Consider the following 15654-nt stretch of genomic DNA (forward strand, 5'->3'; position numbering starts at 1 on the left):
TGTTCCAGGGTGCAGGCTGCATCGAGGGTCAGCGGCCCGCTGGCCGTACGACGCAGTGCACTGAGATGTGCACCACAGCCCAGTGCCTCGCCGATGTCTTCGGCGAGCGTGCGGATGTAGGTGCCCTTGCTGCAGCGCACGTCGAGGGTCAGCTCGTCATGCTGCCAGCCGATGATGGCAATGGCGTGAATCGTGACCTGGCGCGCCTCGCGCTCGACCTCGATGCCGGCGCGGGCGTATTCGTAAAGCGCCTTGCCGTCGCGCTTGAGCGCGGAATGCATGGGCGGCACCTGGGCGATCTCACCGGTGAATCGCTCGCAGGCGGCTTCGATCTGCTCGCGGGTGACCTGCACCTCGCGCGTTTGCAGCACCTCGCCTTCGGCATCGGCCGTGCGGGTGGTGACACCCAGCTTCAAGGTGGCGCGGTAGGTCTTGTCGGCTTCCAGGCTGACCTGCGAGAACTTGGTCGCCGCACCAAAGCAAAGCGGCAGCAAACCGGTGGCCAGCGGGTCCAGCGTGCCGGTGTGTCCGGCCTTCTCGGCGCGGTACAGGCGCTTGGCCTTCTGCAACGCGTCGTTGCTCGACAGGCCCAGCGGCTTGTCGAGCAACAACACGCCGTGGACGGCGCGCTTTGGCAGGCGGGGGCGAGCCATGCTCACGATCAGTCGTCCTTGGCGCGGGTGGCGTTGGCCTGCTGGATCAACGCGCTCAACTCGGCCGCACGCTCGGTGGTACGGTCAAACTCGAAGTGCAACGTCGGCACGGTGTGGATCTGCAGGCGCTTGAAGAGGCCGTTTCGCAGGAAGCCGGCGGCCTCGTTGAGCGCGGTTTCCGTCTCCTGCACGTCGCCCACCAGCACCGAGAAGAACACCTTGGCGTGCGCGTAGTCGGGCGTGACCTCCACCGCCTGCAGCGTGATCATGCCGATGCGCGGGTCCTTCAGCTCGCGGATCAGCTCAGCCAGATCGCGCTGGATCTGGTCGGCGACACGGAAGCCGCGATTGGGGATGGATCGTTTGTGGCGCATGGGGTGTTCTCTCTCGAGCCCTGAAGCACAAACCCCGCCGTCTTTTGGAGGGCGGGGTTTGCGACCGAGGGCAAATCCGCCTTACAGCGTTCGTGCGACCTCTTTCAGTTCGAAGAACTCCAACTGATCACCTTCCTTGATGTCGTTGTAGTTCTTCAGCTTGATACCGCACTCGAAGCCGGCAGCGACCTCGCGCACATCGTCCTTCAGGCGGCGCACCGATTCCACTTCGCCGGTGTAGACCACCACGTTCTCGCGCAGCAGGCGGAAGCGTGCATTGCGGCGCACGACGCCGGCGGTGACCATGGAGCCAGCCACCGTGCCGATCTTGGAAGCGACGAACACGGTGCGGATCTCCGCCGTGCCGATGACCTCTTCGCGCTGCTCGGGGGCCAGCATGCCAGTCATCGCCGCCTTCACCTCGTCCACGGCGTCGTAGATGATGTTGTAGTAGCGGATGTCGACGCCGTTGTTCTCGGCCAGCTTGCGCGCACCGGCATCGGCCCGCGTGTTGAAACCGATGATGACGGCCTTGGAGGCGATGGCGAGGTTGATGTCGGACTCGCTGATGCCACCCACGGCGGCGTGCACGACCTGCACCTTGACCTCGTCGGTGCTGAGCTTCTGCAGCGACTGCACCAGCGCTTCTTGCGAGCCCTGCACGTCGGCCTTGATGATCAAGGCGAGCGTCTGCGCCTGGCCTTCGCCCATGTTGTCGAACATGTTCTCGAGCTTGGCGGCCTGCTGCTTGGCCAGCTTCACGTCGCGGTACTTGCCCTGGCGGAAGGTGGCGATCTCGCGGGCGCGGCGCTCGTCGCTCAGCACCATGAACTCGTCACCGGCTTGCGGCACATCGGTCAGGCCCTGGATCTCGACCGGCAGCGACGGCCCCGCTTCGGTGGCGTTCTTTCCGTTCTCGTCGAGCATGGCGCGCACGCGGCCGTAGGTCGAACCCGCCAGCACCACGTCGCCACGCTTGAGCGTGCCCGACTGAACCAGCACGGTGGCCACGGGGCCACGGCCCTTGTCGAGCTGCGCTTCGATGACCAGGCCCTTGGCCGGCGATTCCTTGGCCGCCTTGAGTTCCAGCACCTCGGCCTGCAGCAGCACTTGCTCCAGCAGGTTGTCGATGCCCTGGCCGGTCTTGGCCGACACGGGCACGAAAGGCGAGTCGCCGCCGAACTCTTCGGGCACCACCTCTTCAGCCACCAGTTCGCTCTTCACGCGCTCCGGGTTGGCTTCGGGCTTGTCGATCTTGTTCATGGCCACGACGATGGGCACGCCCGCCGCCTTGGCATGGTGGATGGCTTCCTTGGTCTGCGGCATGACGCCGTCGTCGGCCGCTACCACCAAGATGACGATGTCGGTCGCCTTGGCACCGCGTGCCCGCATGGCGGTGAACGCCGCGTGGCCCGGGGTGTCGAGGAAGGTGATCATGCCGCGCGGCGTGTCGACGTGGTATGCACCGATGTGCTGCGTGATGCCGCCCGCTTCACCGGCCGCCACGCGGGCACGGCGGATGTAGTCGAGCAGCGAGGTCTTGCCATGGTCGACGTGGCCCATGACGGTGACCACAGGGGCACGCGGCAACTCTTCGTGCTTGGTCTCGACGGCCTCGTCTTCGAGGAAGGCTTCCGGGTCGTCCAGCTTGGCAGCGAACGCCTTGTGCCCCATTTCCTCGACCAGGATCATGGCCGTCTCTTGGTCGAGCTGCTGGTTGATCGTGACCATCTGGCCCAGCTTCATCAACTGCTTGATGACCTCGGAGGCCTTGACCGACATCTTGTGCGCCAGATCGGCCACGCTGATGGTTTCGGGCACGTGCACTTCCTGCACCTGCTGCTCGACCGGAGCCACAAAGGTGGACGTGGAAGAGTCGTTGCGGTCGCCGCGACGGCCACCGCGCGGGGCACGCCAGCCCGGGCGGGCGCTCGCGCCGGCCGGTGCATCGGTGCGGCCCTTGACCGCGCGCTTCTTGGCGGCGTCATCGGCCCAGCTCGACGACAGCTTCTCGGACTTGATCGACTTCTTGTCGCCTGGCTTGGCGGCGCCCGGCGCGGCAGGCGCGCCCGGAGCGGCGGCCGGCTTGTGGATGGTGCCCTTGATGCCCTCCTTGGCGGCATCGGCCGCAGGCTTGGCGGGCTCTTCCTTCTTGGCCTGCAGCACCTTCTTGGGCGCGTTCATCATCGCGCGGATGGCCTGGGCTTCGTCTTCGGCGGCCTTGCGGCGCTTGGCCAGATCGGCCGCGCGCTGCTTTTCCTCGTCCACGACGTCGGCAGCCTTGATCACGCGCAGAGCGGGCTTGGGAGCCTCGGCCGGCGCGGCGGCGGGTGCAGCGGCTGCCGGTGCCGGGGCGGGAGCCGCCGCCTTGGTGGCCTTCGGCGCAGCAGCAGCGGCCGCGGCTGCTTCGGCCGCGGCCTTGGCGGCGGCTTCAGCTGCCTCGCGCTGGCGCGCTTCAGCGGCTTCGCGCTCGCGCTGTTCCTGCTCTTCACGCAGGCGGCGCTTCTCGGCCAGCTCTTCTTCCTGGCGGCGCAGCAGTTCGGCCTGGGCTTGCGCTTCAGCCTGGCGGCGTTGCAGCTCGGCTTCGTCGATCACCGGTTCCGCAGGTTCTTCCGGCGCCGTCTCGTCGCGCTTGACGAAGGTGCGCTTCTTGCGCACTTCGACCTGAATGGTTCGCGCCTTGCCGCTGGAGTCAGCTTGCTTGATCTCGCTGGTCGACTTGCGGGTCAGCGTGATCTTCTTGCGCTCCGTGCCGGCAGCCGTGCCGTGCGCGGTGCGCAGGAAGTCGAGCAGCCGCTCCTTGTCGGACTCGGTCAGCGCGTCGTCGGTCGACTTCTTGGCGACGCCGGCCGACTGGAGCTGTTCGAGCAGTGCCGCAGCTGAGCGGTTGAGCTCGGCGGCTAACTGGGCGACGGTGGTCACAGCCATTGTGGATATTCCTTGCTTGTGTAGCTTGCGGTACTGCTGCGGTACGGGTGTTCGGTGCGCTTCGTGGCGGGGCTCAGGTGGTGAACCAGTGTTCACGCGCCTTCATGATCAGCGCCTTGGCCTCGTCTTCGCCCAGGCCGGTGAGGTCGGTCAGCTCGTCGACTGCCAGATCGGCCAGGTCGTCGCGCGTGTGCACGCCACCGTCGGTCAGCTTGGCGATCAGCGCGGGCGTCAGTCCTTCGAGGTCGCGCAGGTTTTGCGAGACGTCGTCGACCTTCTCTTCGCGCACGATTTCCATCGTCAGCAGCGCATCCTTGGCACGGGTGCGCAGCTCGTTGACGGTGTCTTCGTCGAAGCCTTCGATCTCCAGCATCTCCTGCATGGGCACGTAGGCCACTTCTTCCAGGCTGCTGAAGCCTTCGGCGATCAGGATGTCGGCCACTTCGGCGTCGACGTCGAGCTTCTCGACGAACAGCTTACGCACGCTGTCGGATTCTTCGCTCTGCTTGGCCTGCGATTCCTCGGCCGTCATGATGTTGATGCGCCAGCCGGTCATCTCGGAGGCCAGGCGCACGTTCTGACCGCCGCGGCCAATGGCGATGGCGAGGTTCTCCTCGTCGACCACCACGTCCATCGCGTGGCGCTCTTCGTCGACCACGATCGACTGCACGTTGGCCGGGGCCAGCGCACCGATCACGAACTGGGCCGGGTCTTCGGACCACAGCACGATGTCGACACGTTCGCCCGCGAGTTCGTTGGTCACGGCATTGACACGCGAGCCACGCACGCCAACGCAGGTGCCGATGGGATCGACGCGTTTGTCGTGCGAGATCACGGCGATCTTGGCGCGCGAGCCCGGATCGCGGGCGCACGACTTGATCTCCAGCAGGCCTTGCTCGATCTCGGGCACTTCCTGGGCAAACAGTTCGATCATGAAACCAGGTGCGCTGCGCGACAGCACGATCTGCGGGCCACGCAGCGTGGGGTCGACTTCGGCGATGAAGGCACGCACGCGGTCGCCGGAGCGCAGGTTCTCCTTGGGGATCATCTCGCTGCGCTTCAGCCGGCCTTCGACGCGGCCGGATTCGACGATCACGTCGCCCTTGTCCAGGCGCTTCACGGTGCCGACAAAGATCTTGTCGCCGCGCGACAGGAAGTCGGTCAACAGCTGTTCGCGCTCGGCGTCGCGGATCTTTTGAAGGATGACCTGCTTGGCCGCCTGGGCGCCGATGCGTCCGATGGTGACCGACTCGACGGGCTCTTCGATGTAGTCGTCGACCTCGATGTCGGCGATCTGCTCCTGCGCCTCGAACAGCAGGATCTCGGAATCGGGCAGCTGCAGGCCGGCCTCGTTGGGCACCACGTGCCAGCGGCGGAAGGTTTCGTATTCGCCGCTTTCGCGGTCGATGGTGACGCGGATGTCGACCTCACCGCCGTGCAGCTTCTTGCTGGCCGAGGCCAGAGCTGCCTCGACGGCGTTGAACACGACTTCGCGATCCACGCTCTTTTCGCGCGAGATGGCGTCCACCAGCATCAGCAGTTCACGATTCATTGCTTGCGATCTCCGTCAACTTCACCAGCCATCGCCTGGTCGCCTAGGGGTTGCTCGGCCGGCTGGAAGCGCCGGCCTTTAAAGTCCACCACGGGCACCAAGCGGGCCTCCTTTACTTCTTCTAGCGAAAAATCCAACGCCTGGTCGGCCTTGCCGTCGTTGAAGACGAGCCGCCAGCCTTCGGGCAGGGCCTCCAGAACGCCGCGGTAGTGCTTGCGCCCCTGGAAAGCCAGCTTCAAACTCAGTTCGATCTCCTGCCCGGCGAAGCGTTGGTAGTCGGCCACCTTCTTGAGCGGACGATCCAGGCCGGGCGAAGAGACTTCCAGCCGCTCGTAGGCACAACCTTCGACCTCGAGCACGTGCTGGAGTTGGCGCGTCACCTTCTCGCAATCTTCGACCACGATGTACTCGCCGGCAGGGTCGTTGGCCACGCGGTCGATGTACACGCGCAGCAGCCCCTTGGCGCTGCGCTCGCAGTCCACCAGGTCGTAACCGAGGCCGGTCACGGTGTTTTCAACAACGGTTTGCCAGTTCACTCTTTGCTGTCGCCTACTCTGCTCTTGGCTTTCGCCGCCGGTCCTGATCAGCTTGCTCAGGCCTGCTGACTCCCTCAACCGGAACGCTCCGGTCTAGGCATCTCTGCAAAGTCGATCAAGCAAAAAAAAAGGGCTGGAAGAATCCGCCCATGCAGTTTTCTTGCGAAAAACGCATTGTAGCGTCAGTGAGAAGTACCGGCAAGCCCTGAGTTTGTCAAGACGCCCGGGGACAAGGCCCGGAAGGCCGCCTGTGCTGGGCGTGGCGGAGGTCGCGTGCCAGAATCGCGGACTACCTTTTCACTACAGCGCGGAGACAGCATGGGATTCCTGGCCGGCAAACGTTTTCTGATCACCGGCGTTCTGAACAACCGCTCGATCGCCTACGGCATTGCCCGGGCTTGCCACCGCGAAGGCGCCGAACTGGCGTTCAGCTATGTGGGAGAGCGTTTCCGCGAGCGCATCACCGAATTCGCCGCCGAGTTCGGCTCCAAACTGGTGTTCGACTGCGACGTGGGCAACGACGAGCAGATTGCCGCCACCTTCCAACAGCTGGGTGAAGCGTGGCCGCAGTTCGACGGCTTTGTCCATTCCATCGGCTTCGCCCCGCGCGAGGCGATTGCCGGCGACTTTTTGGACGGCATGACGCGCGAAAACTTCCGCATCGCACACGACATCTCGGCCTATAGCTTCCCCGCCATGGCCAAAGCGGCCCTGCCCCTGCTGCGCCCTGGCGCCGCCCTTCTCACCCTGACCTACCTGGGCGCCGTGCGCTACGTGCCCAACTACAACACCATGGGTCTGGCCAAGGCCTCGCTGGAAGCCAGCGTACGTTACCTGGCCCAGAGCCTGGGCGCCAAGGGCGTGCGCGTGAACGGCATCTCGGCCGGTCCGATCAAGACGCTGGCCGCCTCGGGCATCAAGGACTTCGGCAAGCTGCAGGCCGAGTTCGCCGCCGCCGCACCGATCCGCCGCAACGTCACCATCGACGATGTGGGCAACGCCGCGGCCTTCCTGTTGTCCGATTTGGCCGCCGGCATCAGCGCCGAGATCACCTACGTCGACGGCGGCTTCAGCCAGGTGATGGGCGCCGCCGGCTGAGCGGCCAACGGCCGGTTCAGTCGTCCTTGACGCAGTCGACGTAGTAGCTGTGCGTCTCTGCGTCACCGTCTTCCTCGACCAAACCATGCACGTCGGTGTCAAAGCCCGGGAACTGGGCATTGAATGAGCGCGTGAAGCGCAGGTAGTCGACGATCTTCTTGTTGAAGCGCTCGCCCGGGATCAGCAGCGGGATGCCCGGCGGGTAAGGCGTCACCAGCGAGGCGGTGATGCGGCCTTCCAGGTCATCGATGCCTACCCGCTCGGTCTGGCGATGGGCGATGCGCGCAAAGGCGTCGCTCGGCTTCATGGCGGGCTGCAGGTCCGACAGGTACATCTCGGTCGTCAGGCGGGCGATGTCGCCCTTGGCATAGGCCTCGTGGATGGCCTGGCTCAGGTCGCGCAAACCCATGCGTTCATAGCGCGGATGCTGGGCCACGAACTCGGGCAGCACGCGCCACAGCGGCGCGTTCTTGTCGTAGTCGTCCTTGAACTGCTGCAAGGCGGTCAGCAGCGTGTTCCATCGGCCCTTGGTGATGCCGATGGTGAACATGATGAAGAACGAGTACAGCCCGGTTTTCTCGACCACCACGCCGTGCTCGGCCAGGAACTTGGTGACGATGCTGGCCGGAATACCGGTCTTGGCGAACTTGCCCGACACGTCCAGCCCCGGGGTGATGATGGTGCTCTTGATGGGGTCGAGCAGGTTGAAACCTTCGGCCAGGTCGCCGAAGCCGTGCCATTTGTCGCCCGCCTTGAGCACCCAGTCCTCGGCCTTGCCGATGCCATCGGCGGCTAGCTTCTCCGGGCCCCAGACCTTGAACCACCAGTCCTTGCCGTACTCCTTGTCGACCTTGCGCATGGCGCGGCGGAAGTCGAGCGCTTCGACAATGCTCTCTTCCACCAGTGCCTGGCCGCCTGGCGCTTCCATCATGGCGGCCGCCACGTCGCAGCTCGCGATGATCGCGTACTGCGGGCTGGTGGAACTGTGCATGAGGTAAGCCTCGTTGAAGAGGTGGCGGTCGAGCTTGCGGGTCTGCGAGTCCTGCACCAGCACCTGCGAGGCCTGGCTGATACCGGCCAGCAACTTGTGGGTGGACTGCGTGGCAAAGACCAGCTGATCTTTGGGGCGCGTGCGATAGCGGCCCATCGAGTGGTAGTAGCTGTAGAACGGGTGGAAGGCCGCGTGCGGCAGCCAGGCCTCGTCGAAGTGCAGCGTGTCGATGTAGCCGTCGAGCGAGTGCTTGATGGTCTCGGTGTTGTAGAGCACACCGTCATAGGTGCTCTGGGTGAGCGTCAGGATGCGGGGCTTGACCGTCTTCGCGTCGACACCGGCGAGGAGCGGGTTGGCGGCGATCTTCTTCCTGATGGCCTCGGGCGAGAACTCGCTCTCGGGAATGGGGCCGATGATGCCGTAGTGGTTGCGCGTGGGCCGCAGGAAAACCGGCACCGCGCCGGTCATGATGATCGAGTGCAGGATCGACTTGTGGCAGTTGCGATCCACCACCACCACGTCGCCCGGCGCCACCGCGTGGTGCCAGACCATCTTGTTGCTGGTGCTGGTGCCGTTGGTGACGAAGAAGCAGTGGTCGGCATTGAAGATGCGCGCCGCATTGCGCTCAGACGCGGCCACCGGGCCGGTGTGGTCGAGCAGTTGGCCGAGCTCGTCGACGGCATTGCACACGTCTGCGCGCAACATGTTCTCGCCGAAGAACTGGTGGAACATGCGACCCACCGGGCTCTTGAGGAAGGCCACGCCGCCCGAATGGCCGGGGCAGTGCCAGGAGTAGGAGCCGTCCTGCGCGTAATCGACCAACGCACGGAAGAACGGCGGCGCCAGTGAATCGAGGTAGGCCTTGGCCTCGCGGATGATGTGGCGCGCCACGAACTCGGGCGTGTCCTCGAACATGTGAATGAAGCCGTGCAACTCGCGCAGCACATCGTTGGGCAGGTGCTGCGAGGTGCGCGTCTCACCGTAGAGGTAGATCGGGATCTCGGCGTTCTTGAAGCGGATCTCCTGGATGAACTTGCGCAAGTTCAGCACGGCGGGGTCGAGCTCGGGGCCGCCGGCAAACTCTTCGTCGTCGATGGACAGGATGAACGCGCTCGCGCGGCTTTGCTGCTGGGCGAACTGCGCCAGGTCACCGTAGCTGGTGGCGCCCAGCACCTCGAAACCTTCCTTCTCGATGGCCTGCGCGAGCGCCCGGATGCCCAGCCCCGATGTGTTCTCGGACCTGTAGTCCTCGTCGATGATCACGATCGGAAAACTGAAGCGAAGCATGGCAACCTCTCAAGAAACGAAGGGCCGCTCCCGAGTTTCTTGACCCCTCGGGGGCGGGCTCGGCATGCCGAGACCTGGGGCCGAAATGACCCGCTAGAACGGAAAGAGCGCGAAGTGTAGAGCCGATCCGTGACGGACATACACTGCCCGCACCGCGCAAACACGAGGAGACGGGATGGACCTCTCGCAGTCGACATTCTGGTGGGTGCTGGCCGGGTTGGCCGTGGCAGCCGAGCTGGCCACCGGCACCTTCTATCTCTTGATGCTGGCCCTGGGAATGGCTGCGGCGGCACTGGCTGCCCACCTGGGCTTGTCGTCCGCCTTGCAGATCACCACGGCTGCGCTGGTCGGTGGCGGTGCGACCGCCATCTGGCACTGGCGCCGCGCCCACAACCCGCGCTCGGCGCCCGCGGCCGAGAACCGTGACGTCAACCTCGACATCGGCGAGCGCGTGCACGTCCTCGCCTGGGAGAGCGATCGCACCGCGCGCGTGATGTACCGCGGCTCGACCTGGACGGCGCGGCTGCAACCCGAGTCACCCGCGCAGGCCGGCGAGCACGTGGTCAAGGCCGTCGAAGGCAACTGGCTGATCCTGGCCCCTCTTTCCTCTCACTGAAGGCACCCTTCCATGCAAGTCGCACTCGTTCTGGCAGTCATTGCCGCCATCTTCATCTTCCAGACCTTCAAGATCGTGCCGCAGCAGAACGCCTGGGTGGTCGAACGCCTGGGACGATACGACCGAACCCTGACGCCCGGCCTCAAGTTCGTCGTTCCCTTCATCGAGCGCGTGGCCTACAAGCACTCGCTGAAGGAAGTGCCCCTCGACGTGCCCAGCCAGGTCTGCATCACACGCGACAACACGCAACTGCAGGTGGACGGGATCATCTACTTCCAGGTGACCGACCCCATGCGCGCGAGCTACGGCTCGAGCAACTACATCATGGCCATCACCCAGCTCGCGCAAACGTTGTTGCGCTCGGTGATCGGCAAGATGGAACTCGACAAGACCTTCGAGGAGCGCGACGCCATCAACTCCTCGGTTGTGAACGCCCTCGACGAGGCTGCCGCCAACTGGGGGGTGAAGGTGCTGCGCTACGAGATCAAGGACCTCACCCCGCCCGCCGAGATCCTGCGCGCCATGCAGGCGCAGATCACCGCCGAGCGCGAGAAGCGTGCCCTGATCGCCGCCTCCGAAGGACGCAAGCAGGAGCAGATCAACATTGCCACGGGTGAACGCGAAGCCTTCATCGCCCGCTCCGAAGGCCAGCGCCAGGCCGAGATCAACAACGCCCAGGGCGAAGCCGCTGCCATCGTGGCAGTGGCCGAGGCCACGGCCGACGCCATCCGCAAGGTCGCCGAGGCGATCCGCTCGCCCGGCGGCGAGCAGGCGGTGCAGCTGAAAGTGGCTGAAAAGGCGGTCGAGGCCTTCGCCCAGCTGGCCCAGAAGAACAACACCATGATCGTGCCGGCCAACATGAGCGAGGTCTCCTCGCTCATCGCGACCTCGATGGCCCTGATCAAAAACAAGGCGCCAGGCTGAGTCGAGCACCTTCGCGGCGTCGGCTAGAATCCGACGCTTCCGGAGAGATGGATGAGCGGTTTAAGTCGCACGCCTGGAAAGCGTGTGGGGGTTAATAGCCCCCCGCGGGTTCGAATCCCGCTCTCTCCGCCACCCCCACCCCTTGATCAGCCGCTGAGTCCCACCGTCTATTGACGCGTGCAGCGCGCCAGCGTTTTCAGGTCCTCGGGCTTGCGGGCGTCGCTCAGCGGAGCTTCCATCAGCAGGCCTTCGGCGCCTTTGCTGACCCACTCCAGCGACATGTCGGGGCTGCGGCCCTTCTCTACCACGTAGCGCGCGCCCGAGGCCGTTGGTGCTGAGCGCATCTGGTAGCTCTTGCCTTCGAACACGAGCATGGCTTGCGGCTGCTGGGGATTCGTGTTGTCGTAGTGCACGAGTACCGGCTTGCCACCATCGCAGGAAAAACGCTCGGAGCCCGAGGTGAATTCGGCCAGGGCGTTGCCCCCCTCATCCATCAGTTGCAAACGGCCCGCGTCCACTCGCCATGAAGACGCACTGCCAAGCACTTTCAGGAACGCCTGTTCCTGCTCCATGCCGTCGAGACACGCCATCCGTGTGCCCGCCACCTGTCCGATGCGCAGCGCCGAACCTCTCAGCTCGTAGGAACCGGTAAAGCGGTTGCAACCGGAGTAGCCTGCAGCGCGGCGGGATGCCGGCTCCAGCACGAGGTTGGCTTCACGGCCTCCGGCCGGGCCAGTCACAACCTTCCCCTGCAGGCTGCTCAGTCGCCAATAGGTGCCTTCAAGAGGCCAGCCCGTATCGCGCGGTGTCGCACACGCAGCCAAACCCAAGATGCCGACCCCAACGAGGTTGCGCAGGCCGGTGTTCCCACAGAGATGCTTGTGCTGCCCCATGAACGCCCCTTCGTGCCTCAACTTGACGCGATACGCGTCGGTCGATCGTAGCCAGGATGCGATGCAATGAGAAAGGGCGCCCATTGGGCGCCCTTTTGCTGGGGTTTCTGGCTTTCGCTCAGCGGACCACGGCAATCTGCTCGCGCTTCTCACCCTTGTAGGTGTAGAGCGTCAGGGCGCCGTTCTTGACGTCACCCTTCTCGTCGAACGAGATCGTGCCAGTCACGCCCTTGAAGTCAGCGGTCTTGGCCAGCTCCGGCAGGTACTTGGCCGGGTCGGCGGAGTCGGCCTTGACCATGGCGGCAACCATCACGTTCACGGCGTCATACACGTACGGTGCGTAGATCTGCACGTCGGTGTTGAACTTGGCCTTGAACTTGGTCTTGAACTCTTCCAGGCCAGCCTTCTGTTCGCCTTCCACGCCACCGGCTTCAGCGCACACCACCTGGCCGTCGGCCATGGCGCCACCAGCCAGCTTGGGCAACTCGCCGGTGCAGATGCCGTCACCACCCATGAACTTGGCCTTGATGCCGAGTTGCTTGGCCTGGCGGATCATCGGGCCAGCCACCGCGTCCATGCCGCCGTAGAACACGACGTCAGGCTTGGCCGCCTTGACGGCAGTCAGGATGGCGGTGAAGTCCGTGGCCTTGTCGGTGGTGAACTGACGGGCAGCGACCTTGCCGCCGGAGGCAACGACGCCCTTCTCGAACTCTTCGGCGACGCCCTGGCCGTAAGCCGTACGGTCGTCGATCACGGCGATCGACTTGCCCTTGAGTTCGGCGATGGAGTACTTGCCCAGCGTGCCGCCCAGGTGCACGTCATCGGCCACCACACGGAAGGTGGTCTTGAAGCCCTGGCGGGTGTACTTGGGGTTGGTGGCCGACGGCGAGATTTGGGGGATGCCCGCATCACTGTAGATCTTGGAAGCGGGAATCGAGGTGCCTGAGTTCAGGTGGCCGATCACGCCGTTGACCTTGGAGTCGACCAGCTTCTGAGCAGCGGCAGTGCCTTGCTTGGGGTCACCGGCATCGTCTTCGGCAACCAGCTCAAAGGTGACCTTCTTGCCACCGATCGTCACGCCCTTGGCGTTGAGCTCGTCGATGGCCATGCGGGCACCGTATTCGTTGTCCTTGCCCAGGTGGGCAATGGCGCCACTGGTGGGAGCGACGTGGCCGATCTTGATGACGGTGGAGTCAGCGGCGGCGGCGGCGGGAGCCGCAGAGGCGGCCGGTGCGGCGGCTGCCGGTTCTTCCTTCTTTCCGCATGCCGACAACGCCAGAGCGACGGATGCCACTGCGGAGAGCGCGTAGATCGATCTCTTCATTTCGTTTCCTTAAGGGTTGGGAAAACTGATTAGCAAAGCTTGTGCCGATGCTTGCTGTCTCAGACAGGCCGCCATGATCCCGAATGCGCGTCTAGAAAGCAATAAGAGGTGTTGCTCAATTGGTGCAGGCTCTGGCTCAGCGTTTGTGGAGCCTGTCGAGCTCGGCCGACACCGCCTTGGCCACGAGCTCGCGCAGGCTGCTGGCGAGCTGGTTTCGCATCTCGCGCACCAGGGTATCGGTCATGCGGGCGAGCACCGGGGCCAGGGTTTCCCGCAGGCGCTGCTCGAACATCAGGTCGAGCTGCCGATCCAGGTCGGCCAGCACGCGCTGTGTCAGCATGGCTTCATCGACCGCGGCTGGGGGAACGACCACCGCATCCTTCTGGCCGGCTGGCCACCCGCCCAAGGGCGCAGGTGCGGTGGCGGCGTAGGCCGGGTCCGGGGTCAGCGGCGGATAGTCTTCCACCACTTCGGGTGCGGCCTTGGGCAGCACCACCACCTCGGTCAGCACCGGCACGCTGCGCGGCGGCTGCGAGCTGGGTTTCATGCCGCCGGTTCCTGCGCCACGTCGTGCCGGGCGATCACGTAACCGCGGTCACTGTAGTGCTTCCAGCGCGCGCGGCCGGCCTGGCGATCGGGGCCGTCGGCGGAGACGAGTTCGATCACTCGCTCGAAGGTCTCGAAGCCTTCTACCAGCTCATCGCCCATGTTGAGCAGCACCTCGTGGTGCGGCGCCTCGGTCACCCGCTCGGTCAGCCACACCGGGGTGGCCTGCAGGCGTGGCGCGAGCGGCTGCCCGGGCTTGGCATGCACATGGGGCACGAAGTCAAGCGGCTCGAAAACCCAGAGCTGGCGGTCCAGCGCACCCAGGATCTGGTTTGGTGCAGCCACCACCACCCGTGCACCGCGACGCACCGCCTTGCGCAGCAGGCGGCAGGCGTAGCTCATGCGGTCGGGCACGTTGAAGTGGAAGCTGACCTCGGTCATGGGTGGCCGCGCAACGCCGCTCAACCGGCCTGAGACAGCACGAAGTGCGTGAGCAACGGCACCGGTCGGCCGGTGGCGCCCTTGGCGCCGCCCGACTTCCAGGCCGTGCCAGCGATGTCGATGTGCGCCCAGCGGTACTTGGCCGTGAAACGCTTGAGGAAGATCGCCGCGGTGATGGCGCCGCCCGGCCGCGGACCGACATTGCCGACGTCGGCGAAGTTGCTCTTCAGGCCTTCGGCGTATTCGTCGTCGAGTGGCAAACGCCACAACGGGTCAAGCGCGGTCTGGCTGGCAGCCAGCAGCTCGTTGGCCAACGCATCGTCCGGAGAGAACAGGCCGGAGTTGTGATGACCAAGCGCCACCACGCAAGCGCCGGTGAGCGTGGCCACGTCGACCACGACCGCCGGCTTGAAGCGCTCGACGTAGGTGAGCGCATCGCACAGGATCAGGCGGCCTTCGGCATCGGTGTTGAGGATCTCGATGGTCTGGCCCGACATGCTCGTGACCACGTCGCCCGGCTTGATGGCACGGCCGTCGGGCATGTTCTCGCAGGTGGGGATCACGCAGATCAGGTTCAGCTTGGGCTTGAGCTCGGCCACGGCGCGCAGGGTGCCCAGCACGCTGGCAGCGCCGCCCATGTCGAACTTCATCTCGTCCATCTCGGCGCCCGGCTTGAGCGAGATGCCACCAGTGTCGAAGGTGATGCCCTTGCCCACCAGTACAACAGGTGCCTGCGTCTTGGCCGCGCCGTTGTAGCGCGCCACGATGAAGCGCAACGGCTCGTGCGAGCCCTGGGCCACGGCGAGAAATGCGCCCATGCCGAGCTTCTCGACCTCCTTGCGATCGAGCACCTCGACCTTGAGGTCGTAGGTCTTGCCGAGCTTCCTGGCCTGCTCGGCCAGGTAGGTCGGCGTGCAGTGGTTGCCGGGGCGATTGCCGCACTCGCGCGCGAGTGTCACGCCTGCGGCCACGGCCTGCCCACGCGTGAGGCCAACCTGCACCGACTTGGCCTGCGTCTTGTTGCAGACCAGGGTCAGCTTGTTGAGGCTGGAAGCCGGCGGTGCACTGGGCTTGGTGTGGCGGTACTGGTAGGTCGCTTCCGCAGCCGCAGTGGCGGCGGCTTCGGCATAACGGTCATCGAGTTCGCCGCTGCCCACCAGGGCCACGGCCACATGCTGGGCACCCAGGCCCTTGAGCTGGTTGAGCCCGTGCGCCACGGCTGCCTTGAAGGCCTTGACACCCGTCCCGCCCGCGGCTGCGGCCAGCACACGCGGCGCCTTTACGCCAGTCGGGCGATGAAGATAGAGGCTGCGTCCAGCCTTCAGTGCGAGGTCGCCATGAGCCACGGCATCGTTGAGAGGTGCAGCAAGCTTGGCATCGAGCGAAGCGTCGACCCCTTCGCCGGCCAGCACGAGAAGCAGCGCGTCTGCGGACAATGTGGAGATGGTGCCGAGGGAAGAAATCTGGTGTCGAAAGTCCATAATGCGGCCC

The 15654-nt window shown here is 65.1% G+C and carries 14 protein-coding genes and 1 tRNA gene; 4 read left to right on the forward strand and 11 right to left on the reverse strand.

The window, feature by feature from the left end; translation table 11 throughout:
• From truB to rimP, 5 genes are all read right to left on the reverse strand, one after another.
• Positions 1 to 653, reverse strand: a 653-nt coding sequence (gene truB, locus VFL64_RS11780; protein ID WP_489540569.1) for a tRNA pseudouridine(55) synthase TruB, incomplete at its 3' end; no start/stop codon positions are given.
• Positions 654 to 661: 8 nt separating this feature from the next.
• Entirely contained in the window at positions 662 to 1027 is a 366-nt protein-coding gene (gene rbfA / locus VFL64_RS11785) for a 30S ribosome-binding factor RbfA (RefSeq protein WP_489540570.1), read from the reverse strand.
• 81 nt (positions 1028 to 1108) lie between these two features.
• Positions 1109 to 3955, reverse strand: coding sequence for a translation initiation factor IF-2 (gene infB / locus VFL64_RS11790; protein WP_489540571.1), 2847 nt, complete (start codon positions 3953 to 3955; stop codon positions 1109 to 1111).
• Positions 3956 to 4028: 73 nt separating this feature from the next.
• Positions 4029 to 5507, reverse strand: coding sequence for a transcription termination factor NusA (gene nusA / locus VFL64_RS11795; protein WP_489540572.1), 1479 nt, complete (start codon positions 5505 to 5507; stop codon positions 4029 to 4031).
• A complete protein-coding gene (rimP, locus tag VFL64_RS11800; RefSeq protein ID WP_489540573.1) occupies positions 5504 to 6043 on the reverse strand; it encodes a ribosome maturation factor RimP in 540 nt (179 codons plus the stop codon). Before rimP ends, nusA begins: the two co-directional genes overlap by 4 nt.
• A 318-nt stretch (positions 6044 to 6361) precedes the next feature.
• Between rimP and fabI the strand changes: the two genes are divergently transcribed.
• Positions 6362 to 7141: an enoyl-ACP reductase FabI gene (gene fabI, locus VFL64_RS11805; protein WP_489540574.1), complete on the forward strand. Its 780-nt coding sequence runs from the start codon at positions 6362 to 6364 to the stop codon at positions 7139 to 7141.
• 16 nt (positions 7142 to 7157) lie between these two features.
• On the opposite strand, the gene VFL64_RS11810 is transcribed toward fabI, so the two are convergent.
• On the reverse strand, positions 7158 to 9419 hold the full coding sequence (locus VFL64_RS11810; protein ID WP_489540575.1) for an Orn/Lys/Arg family decarboxylase: 2262 nt from the start codon (positions 9417 to 9419) through the stop codon (positions 7158 to 7160).
• A gap of 175 nt (positions 9420 to 9594) precedes the next feature.
• On the opposite strand from VFL64_RS11810, the gene VFL64_RS11815 reads away from it, so the two are divergent.
• The 3 genes from VFL64_RS11815 (at position 9595) to VFL64_RS11825 (ending at position 11091) form a co-directional block, all read left to right on the forward strand.
• Positions 9595 to 10035 carry an NfeD family protein gene (locus tag VFL64_RS11815; protein ID WP_489540576.1) on the forward strand — a complete coding sequence of 147 codons (441 nt, stop codon included), beginning with the start codon at positions 9595 to 9597 and terminating at the stop codon, positions 10033 to 10035.
• Between the two features lie 12 nt (positions 10036 to 10047).
• Positions 10048 to 10959, forward strand: coding sequence for an SPFH domain-containing protein (locus tag VFL64_RS11820; protein ID WP_489540577.1), 912 nt, complete (start codon positions 10048 to 10050; stop codon positions 10957 to 10959).
• 41 nt (positions 10960 to 11000) lie between these two features.
• A tRNA-Ser gene (locus tag VFL64_RS11825) sits at positions 11001 to 11091 on the forward strand.
• Between the two features lie 35 nt (positions 11092 to 11126).
• On the opposite strand, the gene VFL64_RS11830 is transcribed toward VFL64_RS11825, so the two are convergent.
• The 5 genes from VFL64_RS11830 to VFL64_RS11850 form a co-directional block, all read right to left on the reverse strand.
• Complete coding sequence (locus tag VFL64_RS11830; protein WP_489540578.1) at positions 11127 to 11936, reverse strand: META domain-containing protein; 810 nt, start codon at positions 11934 to 11936, stop codon at positions 11127 to 11129.
• A 34-nt stretch (positions 11937 to 11970) separates the two neighbouring features.
• The gene (locus VFL64_RS11835; RefSeq protein ID WP_489540579.1) at positions 11971 to 13176 is read right to left on the reverse strand and encodes a branched-chain amino acid ABC transporter substrate-binding protein; all 1206 of its coding nucleotides are present in this window, start codon (positions 13174 to 13176) and stop codon (positions 11971 to 11973) included.
• Positions 13177 to 13312: 136 nt separating this feature from the next.
• Complete coding sequence (locus VFL64_RS11840; RefSeq protein WP_489540580.1) at positions 13313 to 13723, reverse strand: hypothetical protein; 411 nt, start codon at positions 13721 to 13723, stop codon at positions 13313 to 13315.
• Entirely contained in the window at positions 13720 to 14163 is a 444-nt protein-coding gene (locus VFL64_RS11845) for a DNA polymerase III subunit chi (protein ID WP_489540581.1), read from the reverse strand. The genes VFL64_RS11840 and VFL64_RS11845 overlap by 4 nt, the downstream gene beginning before the upstream one ends.
• A gap of 20 nt (positions 14164 to 14183) precedes the next feature.
• On the reverse strand, positions 14184 to 15644 hold the full coding sequence (locus tag VFL64_RS11850; RefSeq protein ID WP_489540582.1) for a leucyl aminopeptidase: 1461 nt from the start codon (positions 15642 to 15644) through the stop codon (positions 14184 to 14186).
• Positions 15645 to 15654 lie beyond the last annotated feature (10 nt).

The organism is Rhizobacter sp., assembly GCF_035702065.1.
In the GTDB taxonomy this organism is placed as follows: domain Bacteria; phylum Pseudomonadota; class Gammaproteobacteria; order Burkholderiales; family Burkholderiaceae_C; genus Rhizobacter.